Origin of the sequence: Hymenobacter convexus (assembly GCF_030580955.1) — a bacterium.
Lineage (GTDB): Bacteria > Bacteroidota > Bacteroidia > Cytophagales > Hymenobacteraceae > Hymenobacter.
This window is the reverse complement of record NZ_JAUQON010000001.1, coordinates 261,720-277,089: the sequence shown is the minus strand read 5'-3', so window position 1 is coordinate 277,089 and position 15,370 is coordinate 261,720. Positions and strand designations below refer to the sequence as shown.

Genomic DNA, 15,370 nt, shown 5'->3' with positions numbered 1-15,370 from the left:
ACGCTATATTGCAACCATGTCGACCAAACTTATTCTGGCGCTGGGTGTGGTGGCGCTGCTGGCTTACGTGGCGGTTTCATACGGGCTGAAGCAGCGCTTCCCGCGCGTGGAGGTGGCTGCTGATACGGCGCTGAAAGGCCGCGTCAGCGGGGTCGTGCATATGCAGGGTTCCTATTCTTTTTTCCTGAACGGCCAGACAACTACCCGCTACGATTTTGACGCCTTCGCTCCTGCTCCGGGCCAGGCGCCATTCCGCCGAGACAGCAGCCTGAACCAGTACCTGCACGTCGGCGATTCCATTAACAAACGCCCCCATTCTGGGGCGTTAACCGTGCGGCGGGGCCAGCGCCTGTCGCGGTGAACATGCCTGCCGGTAGCTGCGGGCCAGCAAGCCAGTCGGCGCGGCTTATAGAAGGGAGCACCAAATAACGGCCATGCCGCGCTTGTAGGGGCAGCCGGCCGGGCTCGTCGTGCACCCCGACCAGTGGCCAAGCGTTCAGGGAGAGGAGGCGGTATTCACCCTCTGACGATTAGTAAACGGTCGGCTATTCGGTTTTGACCATGTCCGGATAATCCGTAATCAGCCCGTCGACTTGCAGGGCCTGCAACCGGGCAGCATCGGCGGGCGCGTTTACCGTCCAGGGGATGACCTGCAGCCTGCGTTGGTGGCAGGCCTGCACCAGCTCTTCCGTCACCCGCCGGAGCTGCGGGCTGTAAATGGCGGCCGTGAAGCTCAGGCGCCGCAACGTTTTAAGTCCCCGGCGTAGGCCTTGGCCGTGTTGGGTGCGCCTTGCCATCCCGCCTCGACGTAGCGCGAGGTGTGTTCGGCCAGCTGCGCGAGTGCGGCCGACGAGTTCACGGGAATGGCGAGGGCCGAATCGTTTTCCACGGCCCCTATCAGCGAGGAAAAAACCGCCCGAAAATGGCCGGTCCTCAAAAGCAGAATATTATATCCGATAAGTCAGCTTTATCGCGCCTTACTCACTATCGTTTATGGCCATCGCCATATACTGTTGATTCACCTTACGATACTTAAGCAGACCTTCCCTTAGGTATCGCAAGGCGCGAGATGGTGGAGGGGCAGAAGTCGAGACACGACCCGCGGATGACTGAATGCCGCTAGCTGACGTCCAGCCCCGGCAAGCCGAGCAAATCTGCCGCGCGCCGCGCCACGGTTTTGACACTCGCGACATCCGGGCCGGTAATGGTCAGGTGGCCCATCTTGCGGCCGGCGCGCGCCTGCAGCTTGCCGTACAGGTGCAGGTGCGTGCCCGGCAGGCTTAGCACGGCAATCCAGTCAGGCTCCCGCCGTTGACCGTTGCCATCAAACCACACGTCTCCCAGCAGGTTGAGCATGATGGCCGGGGAATGCTGGCGCGGCCGCGGCAAGGGCAAGCCCGCCATGGCATGGACCTGCAGGTCAAACTGGGAAACGTCGCAGGCGTCCAGGGTGTAGTGGCCGCTGTTGTGCGGGCGCGGCGCCATCTCGTTGACCACTAGCATGCCGTGCGCGCTGCCGTCCTCCACCACAAAAAACTCAACGCATAGCACCCCCACATAGCCGAGATGCTGCGCGATGGAAACAGCCGCGTCGCGGGCTCTGGTTGCCAGGGCAGGCGGCATGTTGCCTGCGTACGCGTGGGTCACGGCCAAAATGCCCTCGACGTGCACGTTACGCTGCGGGGCGAAGCTAACGACTTGCCCGTCCCAGCCGCGCGCCACCAGCACCGAACACTCGGCGGTGAGCGGCAGCATCTTTTCCAGCACGCAGGCGGCGGCGCCCAACTCCGCCCAGGCGGCAGCCAGCTCATCGGTGGTCTTCACGCGGACCTGGCCCTTGCCGTCGTAGCCCAAGCGCGCGGTTTTCAGGATGCCGGGCAGCAAATCAGCCCGTTCGTCCTGGACGGCCTGCAGCTGGGCCCGCGTTTCAATCACCGCATAAGGCGCGCAGCTCACCCCCGACACGTCGGCGCAGGCCGTGAAGTGGGCTTTTTCCTCGATGCGGTTTTGCGCAATGCCCACCACGGCCGCGCCAGGCGCTACGGGGCGGGTCAGCGCCAGCGTTTGCAGGGCCTGGGCGGGCACGTTTTCAAACTCGGTGGTGATGGCCTGGCACAGGTGGGCCAGTTGCGTCAGCCCGGCCGGGTCGTCGTAGTCGGTTTGAATGTGGTAGTGACTCACCCGCCCGGCCGGGCTCTGCGCGTCCGGGTCCAGCACGGCGGTGAGGTAGCCCAGGCGCTGGGCGGCATGCACAAACATCCGGCCCAGCTGGCCACCGCCCAGCACCCCTAGGGTGGCCTGTCGGCCAGCGGAGTCCTCACTGCCGGGGAAAATAGGGGTCATCGCTGCTTCCTGAATGCCGTCGTTCATACCGGCAACGTCATGGCGCGAGCGGCTTCGGTTTGTTCGACGCGAAACGCCTGCAGTTTGGCCGCTAGGCCCGGGTCATGCAGGGCCAGCATGCTGACCGCGAACAGCGCCGCATTGGCCGCCCCGGCGGTGCCAATCGCAAACGTGGCCACCGGCACCCCTTTGGGCATTTGCACGATGCTGTGCAGCGAGTCGACCCCCTGCAAATGCCGGCTGGCCACCGGCACCCCCAGCACGGGCACCGTGGTTTTGGCGGCCATCATGCCCGGTAGGTGGGCGGCCCCCCCGGCGCCGGCGATGATAACCTGCAGGCCGCGCGGGCCGGCTTGTTCGGCGTAAGCAAACAAGTCGTCGGGCATGCGATGGGCCGACACAACGCGCGCTTCGTGGGCCACACCAAAGTGCGTGAGCATCTGCACGGCATGCTGCATGGTGTCCCAGTCGCTGCTGGAGCCCATGACCACGCCGATAAGGGGCTTATCTGATGTATTGGAGGAGGGAATTGTACTCATCGAAATTATTTGATGTCATGCTGAGCGCAGTCGAAGCATCTTTACCGCGTAACTAATCCAAACCATGGAGTTTACTGCCGCAGTAGAGATGCTTCGACTGCGCTCAGCATGACGTTCTGTTTTCAGCCAAGCTCTAACAGTTAGCGCTCCAGCAGAATTTCCGCACCCAAAATCACCAGGTTTACCCGGCCTTTTAGCGTTTGGTCGATGAAAGGCGTGTTCTGGGATTTGGATTTCATGAAATCCCGCGTGAAGGTCGTTTCGGCTTCGGTATCGAACAGGACGCAGTTGGCTTCCTGGCCGATTTCGATGGCGGCTACCGGCAGGCCCATCAGGCGGCGGGGTTCTGCCGAGTAGCGCTTCACCACCAGGTCCCACCCGAATTTGCCGGGCTCGACGAAGTGGTGATAAAGCGAGACAAGGGCCGTATCCAGGCCCGTGATGCCGTTGGGGGCACTGATGAAATCCTGGGCTTTCTCGAACGGCGTATGCGGCGCGTGGTCGGTGGAAATGAGGTCGAAGACCCCCTCGATGAGCCCTTCGAGCAGCGCATCACAATCGGCCTGTGTGCGCAGCGGCGGGTTCATCTTATAGTTCGTGTCGTAGTCGCCGATGTGCTCGTCGGTGAACAGCAGGTGGTGCGGGGTCACTTCCGCCGTCACCTTCACATCGCCGCGCGATTTCCACCAGCGGATGGTTTCCATGCCGAGCTTGCTCGACACGTGCTGGATGTGCACGTGCGCGCCCGCCGCGTGGGCCAGGCGGATGTCGCGGTCGATGATGATTTCCTCCGCGCACGCCGGCGAGCCCTTGATGCCGAGCCGGTAGCTCATAACCCCTTCGTTGAGGGCGCGCGGCCCGGCCAGCTCCGGCACCTCGCAGTGGCTGGCGAAAAACATCCCGAACTCGGTGGCGTACTGCATGGCCCGCAGCAGCACCGCCGGGTCGGCCGTGGTGTCTCCGTCATCGGTCAGCATCTTCACGCCGAGGCCGCGCATGCCCTCGATTTCGGCCAGTTCCTTGCCCTCGCGGTTCTTGGTGACGCAGCCGGAAGTATACACCGGAATGCGGGACCGGTGCTTGGCATTTTCCAGCACGGTGGCGATGGCGGTGGCCGAGTCGAGGGCTGGGCGGGTGTTGGGCATCATCACCACGCCGGTCACACCGCCGTTGATGGCCGCCTCGCTCCCCGTGGTGATGGTTTCCTTGTTCTCGAAGCCAGGGGCGCGGAAATGGACGTGGGCGTCAAACATGCCCGGCATCAGCACCCGGCCGCGCGCGTCGATGACGCGGGTGCCCTCGGGGATGGCCAGGCTTTTGCCGATTTCCTGAATTTTCCCTTCGACAATCAGGACATCGCTCTCGACAAGCACGGGGGAGTTTTCGGAGGCGATGCGGGTGTTTTGAAGGAGAAGCATGAAGTGATGATTTCGGTAAACCGGTAAGGCTTATGGGAGATGTAAATATGGAGTCAGATGCAGTGTCCGGCGTTTAGGGCGTCACCACCGGTGAGCCGGCTCGTTGCGGTGCGGCATACGCTTCCTGCCGCGGGAACTCCCCGCCCGGCGTGAGCCAGTCGAGTACGGCCATGCGCACAGAAATGCCGTTTTCGACCTGGTTGGTGATGAGGCTGCGCTCGTAGTCCATCACAGCGTCGCACAGCTCCACCCCCCGGTTTACAGGGCCGGGATGCATGATGTAAAGGCCCTTGTCGCTGATTTCGGCCAGCCGGTCGTTGGTGATGCCATAAACCCGGTGGTATTCCCGGACGTTGGGGAAAAACTGCACGTCCTGGCGCTCCATCTGCACGCGGAGCAGGTACACGACATCGGGTGCCCAGGCCATGGCCGCCTCGTAATCGGTGAAGCGGGGGATGGTGGTCGGGACGTATTTGGGCACCAGCGAGCCCGGCCCGAGGTAAGCGACCTCAACGCCCAGCTTCTGCAGCAGCGTACTGGTGGAGCGCGCGACGCGGGAGTGCAGAATGTCCCCGATGATGAGGACTTTTTTGCCCCGGGGGTCGGGGAATTTCTCCCGGATGGTGAAGGCATCCAGCAGGGCCTGGGTGGGGTGCTCGTGCGCCCCGTCGCCGGCATTGATGACCGACGCCGTGGTTTGGCGGGCTATCATGGCGGGCAGGCCGGGGTGGCTATGCCGGACGACGATGTAGTCGGTCCGCATCGCCTGGAGCGTCTCGATGGTCTCGCGCACCGACTCGCCCTTGGTGATGGAGGAGTGGGCGACGTCGAAATTCGTGACCTCCGCCGAGAGGCGTTTGGCGGCGACCTCGAAGGAAGAGTGCGTTCGGGTGCTGGCTTCGTAGAACAGCATGAGCACCGACTTCCCTTCGAGGGCGGGAATTTTCTTCACCGAATGGGAGAATAATTTTTTAAAGGACGTGGATTGGTCGAGCAGGAACTCGATTTCCTCACGGTGGAGGGAGGCGATGTCGAGCAGGTCTTTGCGTGCCATACCGGTGCTGAGGAATTAAGGGTGTGGTCAGAATGGGGGCGGTTAAAACGAGCGGTAGTGGCTGCGCTCACCCCGCATTTGCGTGATGCGATGTGCTTGGCTACGGGGCGGCTGACAAACTCAACGGGCATAAAAAAACCGTTTCGAAATCCGAAACGGTAATGGAGCAACCGGCAGAAAAAACAACGGAAATAATAGCGTCAAAATCGGGGGACCCAATGGCAGCAACGACCTTCCGGCCCTCCCGCGGTTCCCGGCTGAGCAGGGCCCCGCGCTTCATCAACAGGTGTTTGGGTTGAAGCATGCCGCAAAAATACGGAATTGTTAAGCCCGGCAATTCACCGGTCATGTTAAGTTATTTTTTGCACCGGTTTTCTCAACTTTTATTTCCGACCTAACCGGCTAAACCACGCTCTTTTCGTCGTTCTTTTCGCCGCCTAAAAAAATTACGGCTTGCGTAACCAATTGCTTTGCAAGCACCATCTACCCTAACTTTAGCTCTTTATTCCGCCGGCTCAGTGGGCGAACCATTGCTTTCCGGTGGCAGGCAGCCCATCTCATTGGGTTCGATTACGCTGCCGTTGTACTGGAAGCATGGCGAGGTCCTGGCGAAGAAACCAACCGGTTCTCAAAGCAATGCCACCCCGCGCCAACGCCTTGTTAATCCGGCGCACGAGCGCCGGGCCTTCGTAGCCAAAGCCCGTGCACCGCTGCACTGAGGAGGTCTGGCTAAGCCGGGCGGCGTTGGGACGTTGTTTGAAGATGGGTTTCGAAGTGGTTGGGGGTACGGTAACCGAGCGCTGGGTAGCGTCGCTCCGTTGTAGTCCACCACGTGGTGACTGATTTCGAGCCGTGCTTTGGCCAGCCCGGGGAAGCGGCCCCCGTCGAGCAGCTCAGCCTCGAAGCGGCTCCAAAACGATTCGGCGTGGGCAGCTTCCCGGGCTGGCCGAAGATGACCAGGGCTTTTTGATGCCGCGGCTTTCCGAAGCCAGGCGCAGGGCTTCGGCCTTGAATGCTTCGTCGTAGTTCACGCCGTTTGTCGGGCGGCGCCCCGCTCTTTTTTGCTGTCATTTCAGAAGACATATACGTCCTGCTTCTGTCCGCCTTGCCTACAGCATCTCAGTTGCGACTTTGTTCTCCACGCTTGCAATTCTGGTTTACATGCCTGCAAGGCGTTTTTTTTGGCCGACGCTCTCCCCCTTGCCCGCATTCCCCTCAGAATGGTATCTTTGCAGACCCCGTACATACCCATGCTGGCTCTGCTCTCCCGTTTTTGGTTCTCGCTCCGCTTTGCCCTGCTCGCCGCTACGGTGCTGCTGGTGCTGGGCCTGAACCAACGCGCCGTGAGTGTGCTGCGCCCCGTAGGCAAAGGCGATGCGCGGTTTACCCGCGCCACGGTGGTGAAGCAAAAGGTGCTGCTGGAAGCCACGGGCTCGGCCAAGCACTTTGTGGCGCCGCTGGCTACGGCCTGGCTGCCGCTGCCGGCGCTGGCCGCTACCTGGCTGCCCACCCTGCGCCAGGCCCTGGCCGTGCCGCGCCTGCGGGCCGGCATCCGGGCGGGCGAGGTGTTTCGGGCGCGGCTGCTGGCCGTGGCCCTCTCGCCGCAGGCCCCTTAGTGAAGTGTTGAGTTTTGAGGGTTGACTGTTGAGTGCGCTTTTGCCGGACGGCAGATGGCTCACGCAGCATTCAACCCTTTTCCACTTCCCCCCTTATTCGATTCGCTTATTCTCCGCTGTCAATGGCGAGAATTCAACCCTCAACATTCAAAACTCAACACTTTTAAATAATGCGTAACAAAGGATTAATCATCGCGCTTACCGTCGTCGTCACGGCGTTGTGCGCGTACTTTCTGTTCTTCACCTACGTCTCGCGCGGGGTGCAGCAGAAAGCTGTGGCTTACGCCACCAAGAACGGCAAGCTTAACGAAGGCGAGCGCCAGCACTACCTCGATTCCGTGTGGCGGGCGCCGGTGTTCGGCCCCTTCACCTACCGTGAGGTGCGCCAGAGCGAGCTCGGCCTCGGCCTCGACCTGAAAGGCGGCATGCACGTAACGCTGGAAGTTTCGCCGGTGGAAATTGTGCGCGCTATGAGCGGCAACAGCAAAGACCCCGCCTTCAACAAGGCCCTGGCCGATGCCCAGGAGGCCCAGAAGGTGAACTCCAGCACGCCCTTCACCACGCTGTTTGCCCAGGCCTACCAGCGTCTGGCGCCCAGCAAACCGCTGGCCACCATCTTCGCCAACACCACCAACAAGAGCCGCGGCATCGACATCAACTCCTCGAACGAGAAGGTGATTGGCGCCATCGACAAGGAAGTGGAAGAAGCCATCGACCGCTCGTTCAATATCCTGCGCACCCGCGTCGACAAGTTCGGCGTGAACCAGCCCAGCATTCAGCGCGTGAAAGGCACCGGCCGTCTGCAAATCGAATTGCCCGGCGTGGATAACCCCGACCGCGTGCGCAAATTGCTGCAAGGCCAGGCCAAGCTGGAGTTCTGGGAAGTATGGAACCAGAACGAAGTGGCCCCTTACCTCGTGACCCTCGACCAGCAGCTCTCGGCTAAGCTGGCTGCCGCCAAGGCTGCCCCCGCCGCCGCTGCTACCCCCACTACCGACACCACGGCTACGGCCGCCGCAACCGGCGACTCGACCTCGCTGGCCGCCCAGCTGGCCAAGAAGACCAAAGCCGGCAAAACGGCCGCTGATTCGGCCAACGCCAACAAGCCCGGCGTGCTGTCGAAGCTCTTCACCATGCCCGGCCGCCTGGGCGTGAACCTGCGCGACACCGCCGCGATGAACACCATCCTGCGTTCGCCCGAAGCCAAAGCCACCCTGCCCCCCACCCTGGCCCTGCTCTGGAGCCTGAAGCCCACCACCATCGACAAGCAGGAGTACCTGGAGCTGATTCCGGTGCGCAAAACCCGCGACGGCGTGCCCATGCTCAGCGGCGAAGCCGTGAACGACGCGCGCGCCGACATCGGCCAGAGCGGCCAGCCCGAAGTGCTGATGAACATGACCCCCGCCGGCTCGCGCAAGTGGGCCAAGATGACGGCCGCCAACATCGGCCGCCAGGTGGCCATGGTGCTCGACGATTACGTGTGCTCGGCGCCGGTGGTGCAGGGCGAAATCACGGGCGGCGGCACGAGCATCACGGGCAGCTTCCAGATTGAAGACACCCAGGATTTGGCCAACCAGCTGAAGGCCGGTAAGCTGCCCGCTCCCACGCGCATTGTGGAAGAGGCGGTAGTAGGTCCGTCGCTCGGCAAGGAAGCCATCAACCAGGGCCTGTACTCGTCGCTGGCCGGCGTGGTAATTATCATGCTCTTTATGGCGTTCTACTACGGCCGCGCCGGTATTGTGGCCGACATCGCCCTGCTCTTCAACATCTTCCTGATTTTGGGTGTATTGGCCCAGTTCGGCACAGCCCTCACCCTGCCCGGCATCGCCGGCCTGATTCTGGTGATGGGCACTTCGGTGGACGCCAACGTACTGATTTTCGAACGGATTCGGGAGGAATTGGACCACGGGCTCAGCCTGACCGACGCCATCAACAAAGGTTACTCGCGCGCTTTCTCGGCCATTTTTGACTCGAACGTGACCACCATGTTGATTGCCGTGATTCTCGGCTTTTTCGGCACGGGCCCGGTGCAAAACTTCGCCATCACGCTGGGTATCGGCGTACTCACCTCGTTCCTGTCGGCCGTGTTCGTGTCGCGCCTCATCATCGAGTGGATGGTGAAGGGCAACGAGAATCACCCGATGACCTTCAGCACCGCGATTTCGCGCAACCTGTTCAAGAACCTGAACTTCGACATCGTGGGCAAGCGCAAGCTGGCTTATACCTTCTCGACTGTGTTCATCATCGTCGGCTTCGCGCTGATGGCCTACCAAGGTGGTCCGAACCTGGGCGTGGACTTCAAAGGCGGCCGTGCCTACGTGGTAGACTTCAACAAGACGATGGTCGCCTCTGACGTGGCCGACAAAATCCGTCCCTCGTTCCAGGACGCCGGCCTCGAAGTGAAACAGTACGGCTCGCCCGACCGCCTGCGCATTACCACCGGCTACCTGGCCGAAGACGAAAGCCCCGCCGCCGACGCCAAAGTAGTGGCGGCCCTCAACCAGGGCCTGCAAGCCTACAGCGCCGATGCCCCGGTTATCAAGTCGACCTCGAAAGTGGGCGCCACCATTGCCGACGACATCAAGCGCACTTCGGTGCTCTCGCTGGGCCTGACGCTGCTGGGCATTTTCGTGTATGTGTTGTTCCGCTTTGAGAAGTGGCAGTACTCGATGGCCGCCGTTGTGGCTCTGTTCCACGACGCCCTGCTCGTGATTGCCGCCTTCCCGATTGCCCGCCTCTTCGGCGCCAACTACGAAATGGACCAGATTTTCGTGGCGGCGCTGCTCACGGTTATCGGCTTCTCGATGAACGACACAGTGGTTATCTACGACCGGATTCGCGAATACCTGCGGGAGAACCCCAAGCTGACCTTCGCCCAGGTGGTGAACCCTGCCCTGAACTCAACCTTCTCGCGCACCATGATTACGTTCACCACGGTGTTCCTGGTGGTGTTTGTGATGTACGTGTTTGGTGGCGAAACCCTGCGCTCGTTCTCCTTCGCCATGATTATCGGCGTGATTTTCGGCACGTACTCGTCGCTGTTCATCGCCACCCCGATTATCCTCGACACCTACGGCAAGAAAGAGGAGCGGGAGCGCCTCGCCCGCGGCGAGGACGTGACCGGCGTGGACGCCGGCACCCCCAAGCTGAGCCAGGCCAACGTGTAATGGCTTGCGGCCCTCGGCTGCGAACAAACTAAAAAAGCCCGGCCCTGTGCCGGGCTTTTTTTATGCGCCGGGCAACCGATTTTGCTTATCTTCCGAGTGGTCTAGTGAAGCCCTCCCAATTGCCGCTTATGCTGCATATCTCCTCTCCTTCTTCTGCTCCCCCAACGCTGCCGGAGCTGCTGGTGGCCTGCCAACGGCAGGACCGGGTGGCCCAGCGCCGCCTCTACGGCCAGTTTCACGGCTTCGCCATGAGCATTTGCCTGCGCTACGCCCGCGACCGTGACCAAGCCCTGGAAGCGGCCAACGACGGTTTTCTGAAAGTATTCCGCGACTTATACCGCTTTGATGCCACCCGCCACCCGGAGGATGTGCTGGGCTCGTTCCGGGGCTGGCTCAAGCGCATCATGATTCACACGGCCATTGACCACTACCGCGCCAACGAGCGCCACCAGCACCAGCAGGAGCTCGACGACGTGACCCTGAACCAGGCCGACCAGGCCGCCACGCCCCTCGACACACTGAGCTACGACGAGCTGCTGGGCCTGGTGCAGCGCCTGCCCCCGGCCTACCGGGCGGTGTTCAACCTCGCGGCGATTGACGGCTTTGGCCACGAGGAAATCGCGGAGCAACTGCACATTTCGGTGGGCACATCCAAGTCCAATTTATTTAAAGCCCGCGCCCATTTGCGGGTTATGCTGGCCCAAATGACTTCTATTTCAACAGCCCGCTATGTGGTCGGATAACGATATTGATAACGCATTCCAACGGCTGAACCCACCGGAGCCGGAGCCCGCGCCATTTCCGCTGGACGCCTGGCTGCGCCTGGAAACCCAGCTTGACAAAGAGGAAGTGGCGCGTACCGTGCGCCGCAAGATGTGGCGTTTTGTCGCGCTCGAAGTGCTCATTGTCGCCCTTGTGGGCTTGGGCTGGTTGCTCTGGAAACCCACCGGACTGGCTGCTTCCTCTGCAGTTGCCGCTACTGCGGCCACCGAGCGTGTGGCTGTCTCGGCGCCGGCACGCTCGGCGTCTGGCCCCGAAACACGCCGCGATGGCAGGGCACTAGTTGCCCCAACCACAGCTCCGACAGCGACGGCGGTTGCGCCGGTTGCGAAAAGCGCTGCGCCCGCTGCAGCACCAGCCCCTGTTGAGCCAATGGCCACAGCCTCGGCCCTGATTACGCCCAAGCCCATGACGCCGGCGGCCCGGATACCGGCCCCCGCAGGACGCCAGTTATTGGCCGCTGCGGTGGCCTCCAAGCACATTTCGCAAAGCCGGCCGTTGGCAGAAAACCGCCAAACCGCCCATCGACCGCTGGCTTTTGCTCCAGCGGCAACACCTGAAGGGCAAGCACGCATCAAGCCAACCGAAGCGCGGGCGGCGGCGCGCCTTGCCACTGCCTCAAACGTGGCCAGCCGCGTTGCTTTAACTGAACGCGTTGCTTTCACTGAAAAAAATACGCGCCGCCGCAACGCCACCCTTGCCGGCGGCAACGAAGCGACCAAGCCAACGACAGGTCGCTACCCGGCGGTGACAAGCACTACCAATAATGCTACTGATGAAGGAATTACCGCCTCCAGTCAATCGGCTGGCACCGTGGCTTTGAGTACTGAATCTGTAACTTCTGCCCGGGCCGACAATGCGCCGCTGGCGCCGGTTGCGGTGAGCCTGACGCTGGCCACTGCCGGGCCACTGCCGACGCCGCTGGCGAAGGGGGCCGCCGAGGCGGTGCCGGTAGCCATTGCACGTCAGCCGCGCTTCTTCATCGGGCTGGTGGGGGCGCCGGATGTGAGCACCGTGCGGTTTGCCAGCGTGGAGCGGCCGCTCCTGAACTTGGGGCTAACGCTGGAATACCAACTCAGCAACCGGCTGCGCATCAGCACCGGCCTGTTGCGGGGCAACAAGGAATACTACGCCCGGCGCAACGACTATGACTGGACGAACTACCCACGCGCCCAAACCCGCGACTTTGACTGGGTGGAAGGCAAATGCACCGTGCTCGACGTGCCCCTGAACCTGCGCTACGATGCCGTGGTGCGGGACAACGCCCGGTGGTTTGGCACAGTGGGCCTGTCGTCTTTCTTCATGCACCGCGAAAATTACAGCTACGATTACCGGGAAGGCGGCGAAAATAAACTCTGGGAAATGCCGGGCTTGGTCAATGCCAACCACCACTTATTCAGCGTCCTCAACCTGTCGGCTGGTTACGAGCGCAGCCTGGGCCAGCACTGGCGCCTGCAGGCCGAGCCCTACGCGAAGCTGCCCCTGGGCGGCGTGGGCGCAGGCAAAGTGAAGCTCACCAGCGCCGGCGTATTTCTGGGCGTGAAATACGGATTTTAGGGGCGCAAAGGCCCGCCAGTCGTCGTAGCTTTCCGGTCCCAGGCCTGGGCCTGCCTATCTTTTTATTTTCTCTGATGCTGTTCGGTATGTCCGTCAACTCCTCTTTTTCTGCCCTGCTGCGGCCCGTGTTAGCGGGCGCTTCGCTCCTCGCGCTCGGCCTGGCAGCCGGTTGCTCCTACTCGCACGGCGACCCCGTGCCCGAGTGCGACGTGCCCCACGAAACCGTGACCTACAGCGCCGTCATCTCCCCGATTTTCGACGCCCATTGCCGCGAGTGCCACGGCAGTACCGTGTACACGACCAAAGGTTCGGGGAACAACTTTGGTGATTACGCGGCCATCAACCGCTATTTCTCGCCGGCCAAAATCATCGGCAGCATTCGGCACGCCCCCAACGCCATTCCCATGCCGCAGGGCCGCGACCAACTCTCGGAATGCGACATCCAGCGCATCGAAACCTGGATAGCCGCCGGCAAGCCCAACAACTAACTTCCTTCTCGCTATGAAACGCCCCTTCTTTCTGCTGCTTGCGCTCTTCTCGCTCTCGGCACTGAGCCAAACGCACGCGCAAAGCAAGTTCATGACCAAGACGGGGCGGGTATCGTTTTTTTCGGCCAGTCCCATCGAGGACATTGAGGCGAAAAACCAACAGGTGGCCGCCGTGCTCGACTTTGCGGCCGGCCAACTGGCCTTTTCGGTACCCATCAAGGGCTTCGTGTTCAAGCGCACCCTCATGCAGGAGCACTTCAACGAGAACTACATGGAGTCGGACAAATTTCCAAAAGCCACCTTCACGGGCCGCTTCGTGAGCTTCGACGCCGCCACGCTGGCTACCGCCGGCCCGCACAACGTGCAGGTGGAAGGCGACCTGACCCTGCACGGCGTCACGCACCACATTCAGGCGCCCGCCAGCGTGGAGCTGAAAAGCGGCCAGCTGCTGGCATTCGCTGTGTTTCCGGTGGCCACGGCCGACTACAACATCGAAATCCCGCTGCTCGTGCGCAACAACATCGCCAAAATCGTGACCGTGCGCGTGGCCCTCACCTGCGACCCCGTGCCCGGGGCCGTGGGCGCCGTCACGCCAGCTCATTAATCAGACTTCCCGCCTATTCCTCCTTCATTATGCGCCGTCATTTTTACGCCAATTTCTGCTTTTCGGGCCTGCTGCTGGCGGGCCTGCTCGCGCTGGCCAGCCCGGCCCGCGCCCAAACCGATTTGCTGCGCGACCTCGAAAAGCAGACCACCGACTCGACCAAGCGCGAGGCGGTGGCGGCCACCTTCAAGGGCACGCACATCATCAACGCCCAATCGGTCGAAACGCCGGGCCACGGCACGCTGGCCTTCCTCATTCAGCACCGCTTCGGCACGCTCAACAGCGGCGCCTACGAGTTTTTCGGCCTCGACCAGGCCGTGCTGCGCCTCAGCTTCGAGTATGGCCTGAGCGACCGGCTGGCCGTGGGCGTGGGCCGCAGCTCGCAGGAAAAAACCTTCGACGGCTTTCTCAAGTACCGCGCCCTGCGCCAGACCAGCGGCGCGCGGCCCGTGCCGGTTTCGGTCACACTGTTTGCCTCTTCGGCCATCACCACGCTCAAATTCAACGAAGTAGCCAATACCGCGGAGCGCAGCGTGGGCTCGCGCATGGACTATGCCTACCAGGTGCTCATCGCCCGCAAGTTCAACTCCAACCTGTCGGTGCAGCTCATGCCCACGCTCATCCACCGCAACTACGTGGCGCTGGCCGGCATGCAGAACGATGTGTACTCCATCGGGGCGGGCCTGCGCCAGAAGCTGACCAAGCGCGTGGCCCTCACCGCCGATTATTTCTACGTGCTGCCCGGCTACGTGGCCGACCATTTCCACAACGCCCTTGGCGTGGGCTTCGACATTGAAACCGGCGGCCACGTGTTCCAGCTCCACGTCACCAACTCCAAAGGCATGACCGAGAAGTTCTTCGTGCCCCAAACCGAGGGCAACTTCTTCAAAGGCGATATCTACTTCGGTTTCACCGTGGCGCGGAATTTCACCATCAAGTCGCAGCTATAGGACGTCACATTCTGGCTGTCATTGCGAGGCCGCAGGCCGTGGCAATCCGTCCTCTCTTAGCGACCACCCCTGAGTTGTAATGAAGCCACTTCAGAACATAAAAAGCCCCGACTCGTTCAGAGCCGGGGCTTTTTATGTTCTGAAGTTTTGTCGCTGAGAACAGGACGGATTGCCACGGCCTGCGGCCTCGCAATGACGGCGTTTTTACTTACACCATAATGCCTTCGGCCACTACGCTTTGCACTTCGGGTACCATGCGCTTGAGCAGGTTTTCGATGCCCGATTTCAGGGTGACGGTGGCCGAGGGGCAGCCGGAGCACGAGCCCTGCAGATTCACGGTCACGATGCCTTCGTGGTAGCTTTTGAAGGTGATGTTGCCGCCGTCCTGCTCCACGGCGGGGCGCACGTAGTTATCAAGCAGGTCGATGACTTTCTGGGCAATCTGGCCTTCCTGCTGGGTGGGGTCGCCGGCGGTGGCCGCCTGGGCGGCTTTTTGCTCGGCGGCGGGGTCGACGGTGAAGATGGGGCCACCGGCTTCCACGTAGCTTTTCAGGAACTGGCGCAGCTCCGGAATCAACTGCGTCCAGCCCAGGTCGGGCTGCGTTTTGGTGATGGTCACGAAGTTCTGGGCGATGAACACGCGGCCCACGTAGTCGAAATTGAACAGCTCCTGCGCCAGCGGCGAGTTGGCGGCGGCTTCGAGGTTGGGGTAATCGACGCTCACGCCATCAACCAGCAGGTTGTTGTTGAGGACAAATTTCATGCTCTCCGGGTTGGGAGAGGCTTCGGCATAAATGGAAACAGACATGGCTGGGAGGCTTAAAATCAAGGGGAAAGCTTGACGCGTTTGCAAC

General features: G+C 61.8%; 16 protein-coding genes. 8 read left to right on the top strand and 8 right to left on the bottom strand.

What is annotated here, in order from left to right:
• Positions 1-16: 16 nt before the first annotated feature.
• A complete protein-coding gene (locus Q4S41_RS01100) occupies positions 17-361 on the top strand; it encodes a hypothetical protein (RefSeq protein WP_305029286.1) in 345 nt (114 codons plus the stop codon).
• Positions 362-545: 184 nt separating this feature from the next.
• Here the strand turns inward: Q4S41_RS01100 and Q4S41_RS01095 are convergent, their stop codons facing one another.
• From Q4S41_RS01095 to Q4S41_RS01065, 7 genes are all read right to left on the bottom strand, one after another.
• Positions 546-746, bottom strand: a complete 201-nt coding sequence (locus Q4S41_RS01095) for a glycerophosphodiester phosphodiesterase family protein (RefSeq protein WP_305029285.1) — start codon at positions 744-746, stop codon at positions 546-548.
• A complete protein-coding gene (locus Q4S41_RS01090) occupies positions 734-937 on the bottom strand; it encodes a hypothetical protein (protein ID WP_305029284.1) in 204 nt (67 codons plus the stop codon). The genes Q4S41_RS01095 and Q4S41_RS01090 overlap by 13 nt, the downstream gene beginning before the upstream one ends.
• Before the next feature lie 182 nt (positions 938-1,119).
• Positions 1,120-2,370 carry a 5-(carboxyamino)imidazole ribonucleotide synthase gene (locus Q4S41_RS01085; RefSeq protein ID WP_305029283.1) on the bottom strand — a complete coding sequence of 417 codons (1,251 nt, stop codon included), beginning with the start codon at positions 2,368-2,370 and terminating at the stop codon, positions 1,120-1,122.
• A complete protein-coding gene (gene purE / locus Q4S41_RS01080) occupies positions 2,367-2,882 on the bottom strand; it encodes a 5-(carboxyamino)imidazole ribonucleotide mutase (protein WP_305029282.1) in 516 nt (171 codons plus the stop codon). The genes Q4S41_RS01085 and purE overlap by 4 nt, the downstream gene beginning before the upstream one ends.
• Positions 2,883-3,022: 140 nt before the next feature.
• Positions 3,023-4,300 (bottom strand): dihydroorotase, encoded by a 1,278-nt coding sequence (locus Q4S41_RS01075; protein WP_305029281.1) that lies wholly within the window; start codon positions 4,298-4,300, stop codon positions 3,023-3,025.
• Between the two features lie 73 nt (positions 4,301-4,373).
• Positions 4,374-5,354 (bottom strand): aspartate carbamoyltransferase catalytic subunit, encoded by a 981-nt coding sequence (locus Q4S41_RS01070; RefSeq protein ID WP_305029280.1) that lies wholly within the window; start codon positions 5,352-5,354, stop codon positions 4,374-4,376.
• Positions 5,355-5,454: 100 nt separating this feature from the next.
• Positions 5,455-5,703 (bottom strand): hypothetical protein, encoded by a 249-nt coding sequence (locus Q4S41_RS01065; protein ID WP_305029279.1) that lies wholly within the window; start codon positions 5,701-5,703, stop codon positions 5,455-5,457.
• Positions 5,704-6,604: 901 nt separating this feature from the next.
• Here Q4S41_RS01065 and Q4S41_RS01060 point away from each other — a divergent pair.
• From Q4S41_RS01060 to Q4S41_RS01030, 7 genes are all read left to right on the top strand, one after another.
• Positions 6,605-6,970: a hypothetical protein gene (locus Q4S41_RS01060; RefSeq protein WP_305029278.1), complete on the top strand. Its 366-nt coding sequence runs from the start codon at positions 6,605-6,607 to the stop codon at positions 6,968-6,970.
• Between the two features lie 170 nt (positions 6,971-7,140).
• Positions 7,141-10,137 carry a protein translocase subunit SecDF gene (secDF, locus tag Q4S41_RS01055; protein WP_305029277.1) on the top strand — a complete coding sequence of 999 codons (2,997 nt, stop codon included), beginning with the start codon at positions 7,141-7,143 and terminating at the stop codon, positions 10,135-10,137.
• Positions 10,138-10,265: 128 nt separating this feature from the next.
• Positions 10,266-10,880 (top strand): RNA polymerase sigma factor, encoded by a 615-nt coding sequence (locus tag Q4S41_RS01050; RefSeq protein ID WP_305029276.1) that lies wholly within the window; start codon positions 10,266-10,268, stop codon positions 10,878-10,880.
• Positions 10,881-11,736: 856 nt separating this feature from the next.
• Positions 11,737-12,474, top strand: coding sequence for a hypothetical protein (locus tag Q4S41_RS01045; RefSeq protein ID WP_305029275.1), 738 nt, complete (start codon positions 11,737-11,739; stop codon positions 12,472-12,474).
• Positions 12,475-12,560: 86 nt separating this feature from the next.
• Complete coding sequence (locus tag Q4S41_RS01040; protein WP_305029274.1) at positions 12,561-12,962, top strand: c-type cytochrome; 402 nt, start codon at positions 12,561-12,563, stop codon at positions 12,960-12,962.
• A 13-nt stretch (positions 12,963-12,975) separates the two neighbouring features.
• A complete protein-coding gene (locus Q4S41_RS01035) occupies positions 12,976-13,566 on the top strand; it encodes a YceI family protein (protein WP_305029273.1) in 591 nt (196 codons plus the stop codon).
• 29 nt (positions 13,567-13,595) lie between these two features.
• Positions 13,596-14,516 (top strand): DUF5777 family beta-barrel protein, encoded by a 921-nt coding sequence (locus Q4S41_RS01030; RefSeq protein ID WP_305029272.1) that lies wholly within the window; start codon positions 13,596-13,598, stop codon positions 14,514-14,516.
• 208 nt (positions 14,517-14,724) lie between these two features.
• Here Q4S41_RS01030 and Q4S41_RS01025 read toward each other — a convergent pair whose 3' ends face one another.
• On the bottom strand, positions 14,725-15,324 hold the full coding sequence (locus Q4S41_RS01025) for a NifU family protein (RefSeq protein ID WP_305029271.1): 600 nt from the start codon (positions 15,322-15,324) through the stop codon (positions 14,725-14,727).
• Positions 15,325-15,370 lie beyond the last annotated feature (46 nt).

Coding starts and splice junctions, on each gene's coding strand:
- Q4S41_RS01040 (WP_305029274.1), top strand. CDS start 12,561: ATGTCCGTCAACTCCTCTTTTTCTGCCCTGCTGCGGCCCGTGTTAGCG.
- Q4S41_RS01025 (WP_305029271.1), bottom strand. CDS start 15,324: ATGTCTGTTTCCATTTATGCCGAAGCCTCTCCCAACCCGGAGAGCATG.
- Q4S41_RS01030 (WP_305029272.1), top strand. CDS start 13,596: ATGCGCCGTCATTTTTACGCCAATTTCTGCTTTTCGGGCCTGCTGCTG.
- Q4S41_RS01085 (WP_305029283.1), bottom strand. CDS start 2,370: ATGAACGACGGCATTCAGGAAGCAGCGATGACCCCTATTTTCCCCGGC.
- Q4S41_RS01070 (WP_305029280.1), bottom strand. CDS start 5,354: ATGGCACGCAAAGACCTGCTCGACATCGCCTCCCTCCACCGTGAGGAA.
- purE (WP_305029282.1), bottom strand. CDS start 2,882: ATGAGTACAATTCCCTCCTCCAATACATCAGATAAGCCCCTTATCGGC.
- Q4S41_RS01060 (WP_305029278.1), top strand. CDS start 6,605: ATGCTGGCTCTGCTCTCCCGTTTTTGGTTCTCGCTCCGCTTTGCCCTG.
- Q4S41_RS01065 (WP_305029279.1), bottom strand. CDS start 5,703: ATGACCGGTGAATTGCCGGGCTTAACAATTCCGTATTTTTGCGGCATG.
- secDF (WP_305029277.1), top strand. CDS start 7,141: ATGCGTAACAAAGGATTAATCATCGCGCTTACCGTCGTCGTCACGGCG.
- Q4S41_RS01100 (WP_305029286.1), top strand. CDS start 17: ATGTCGACCAAACTTATTCTGGCGCTGGGTGTGGTGGCGCTGCTGGCT.
- Q4S41_RS01075 (WP_305029281.1), bottom strand. CDS start 4,300: ATGCTTCTCCTTCAAAACACCCGCATCGCCTCCGAAAACTCCCCCGTG.
- Q4S41_RS01050 (WP_305029276.1), top strand. CDS start 10,266: ATGCTGCATATCTCCTCTCCTTCTTCTGCTCCCCCAACGCTGCCGGAG.
- Q4S41_RS01035 (WP_305029273.1), top strand. CDS start 12,976: ATGAAACGCCCCTTCTTTCTGCTGCTTGCGCTCTTCTCGCTCTCGGCA.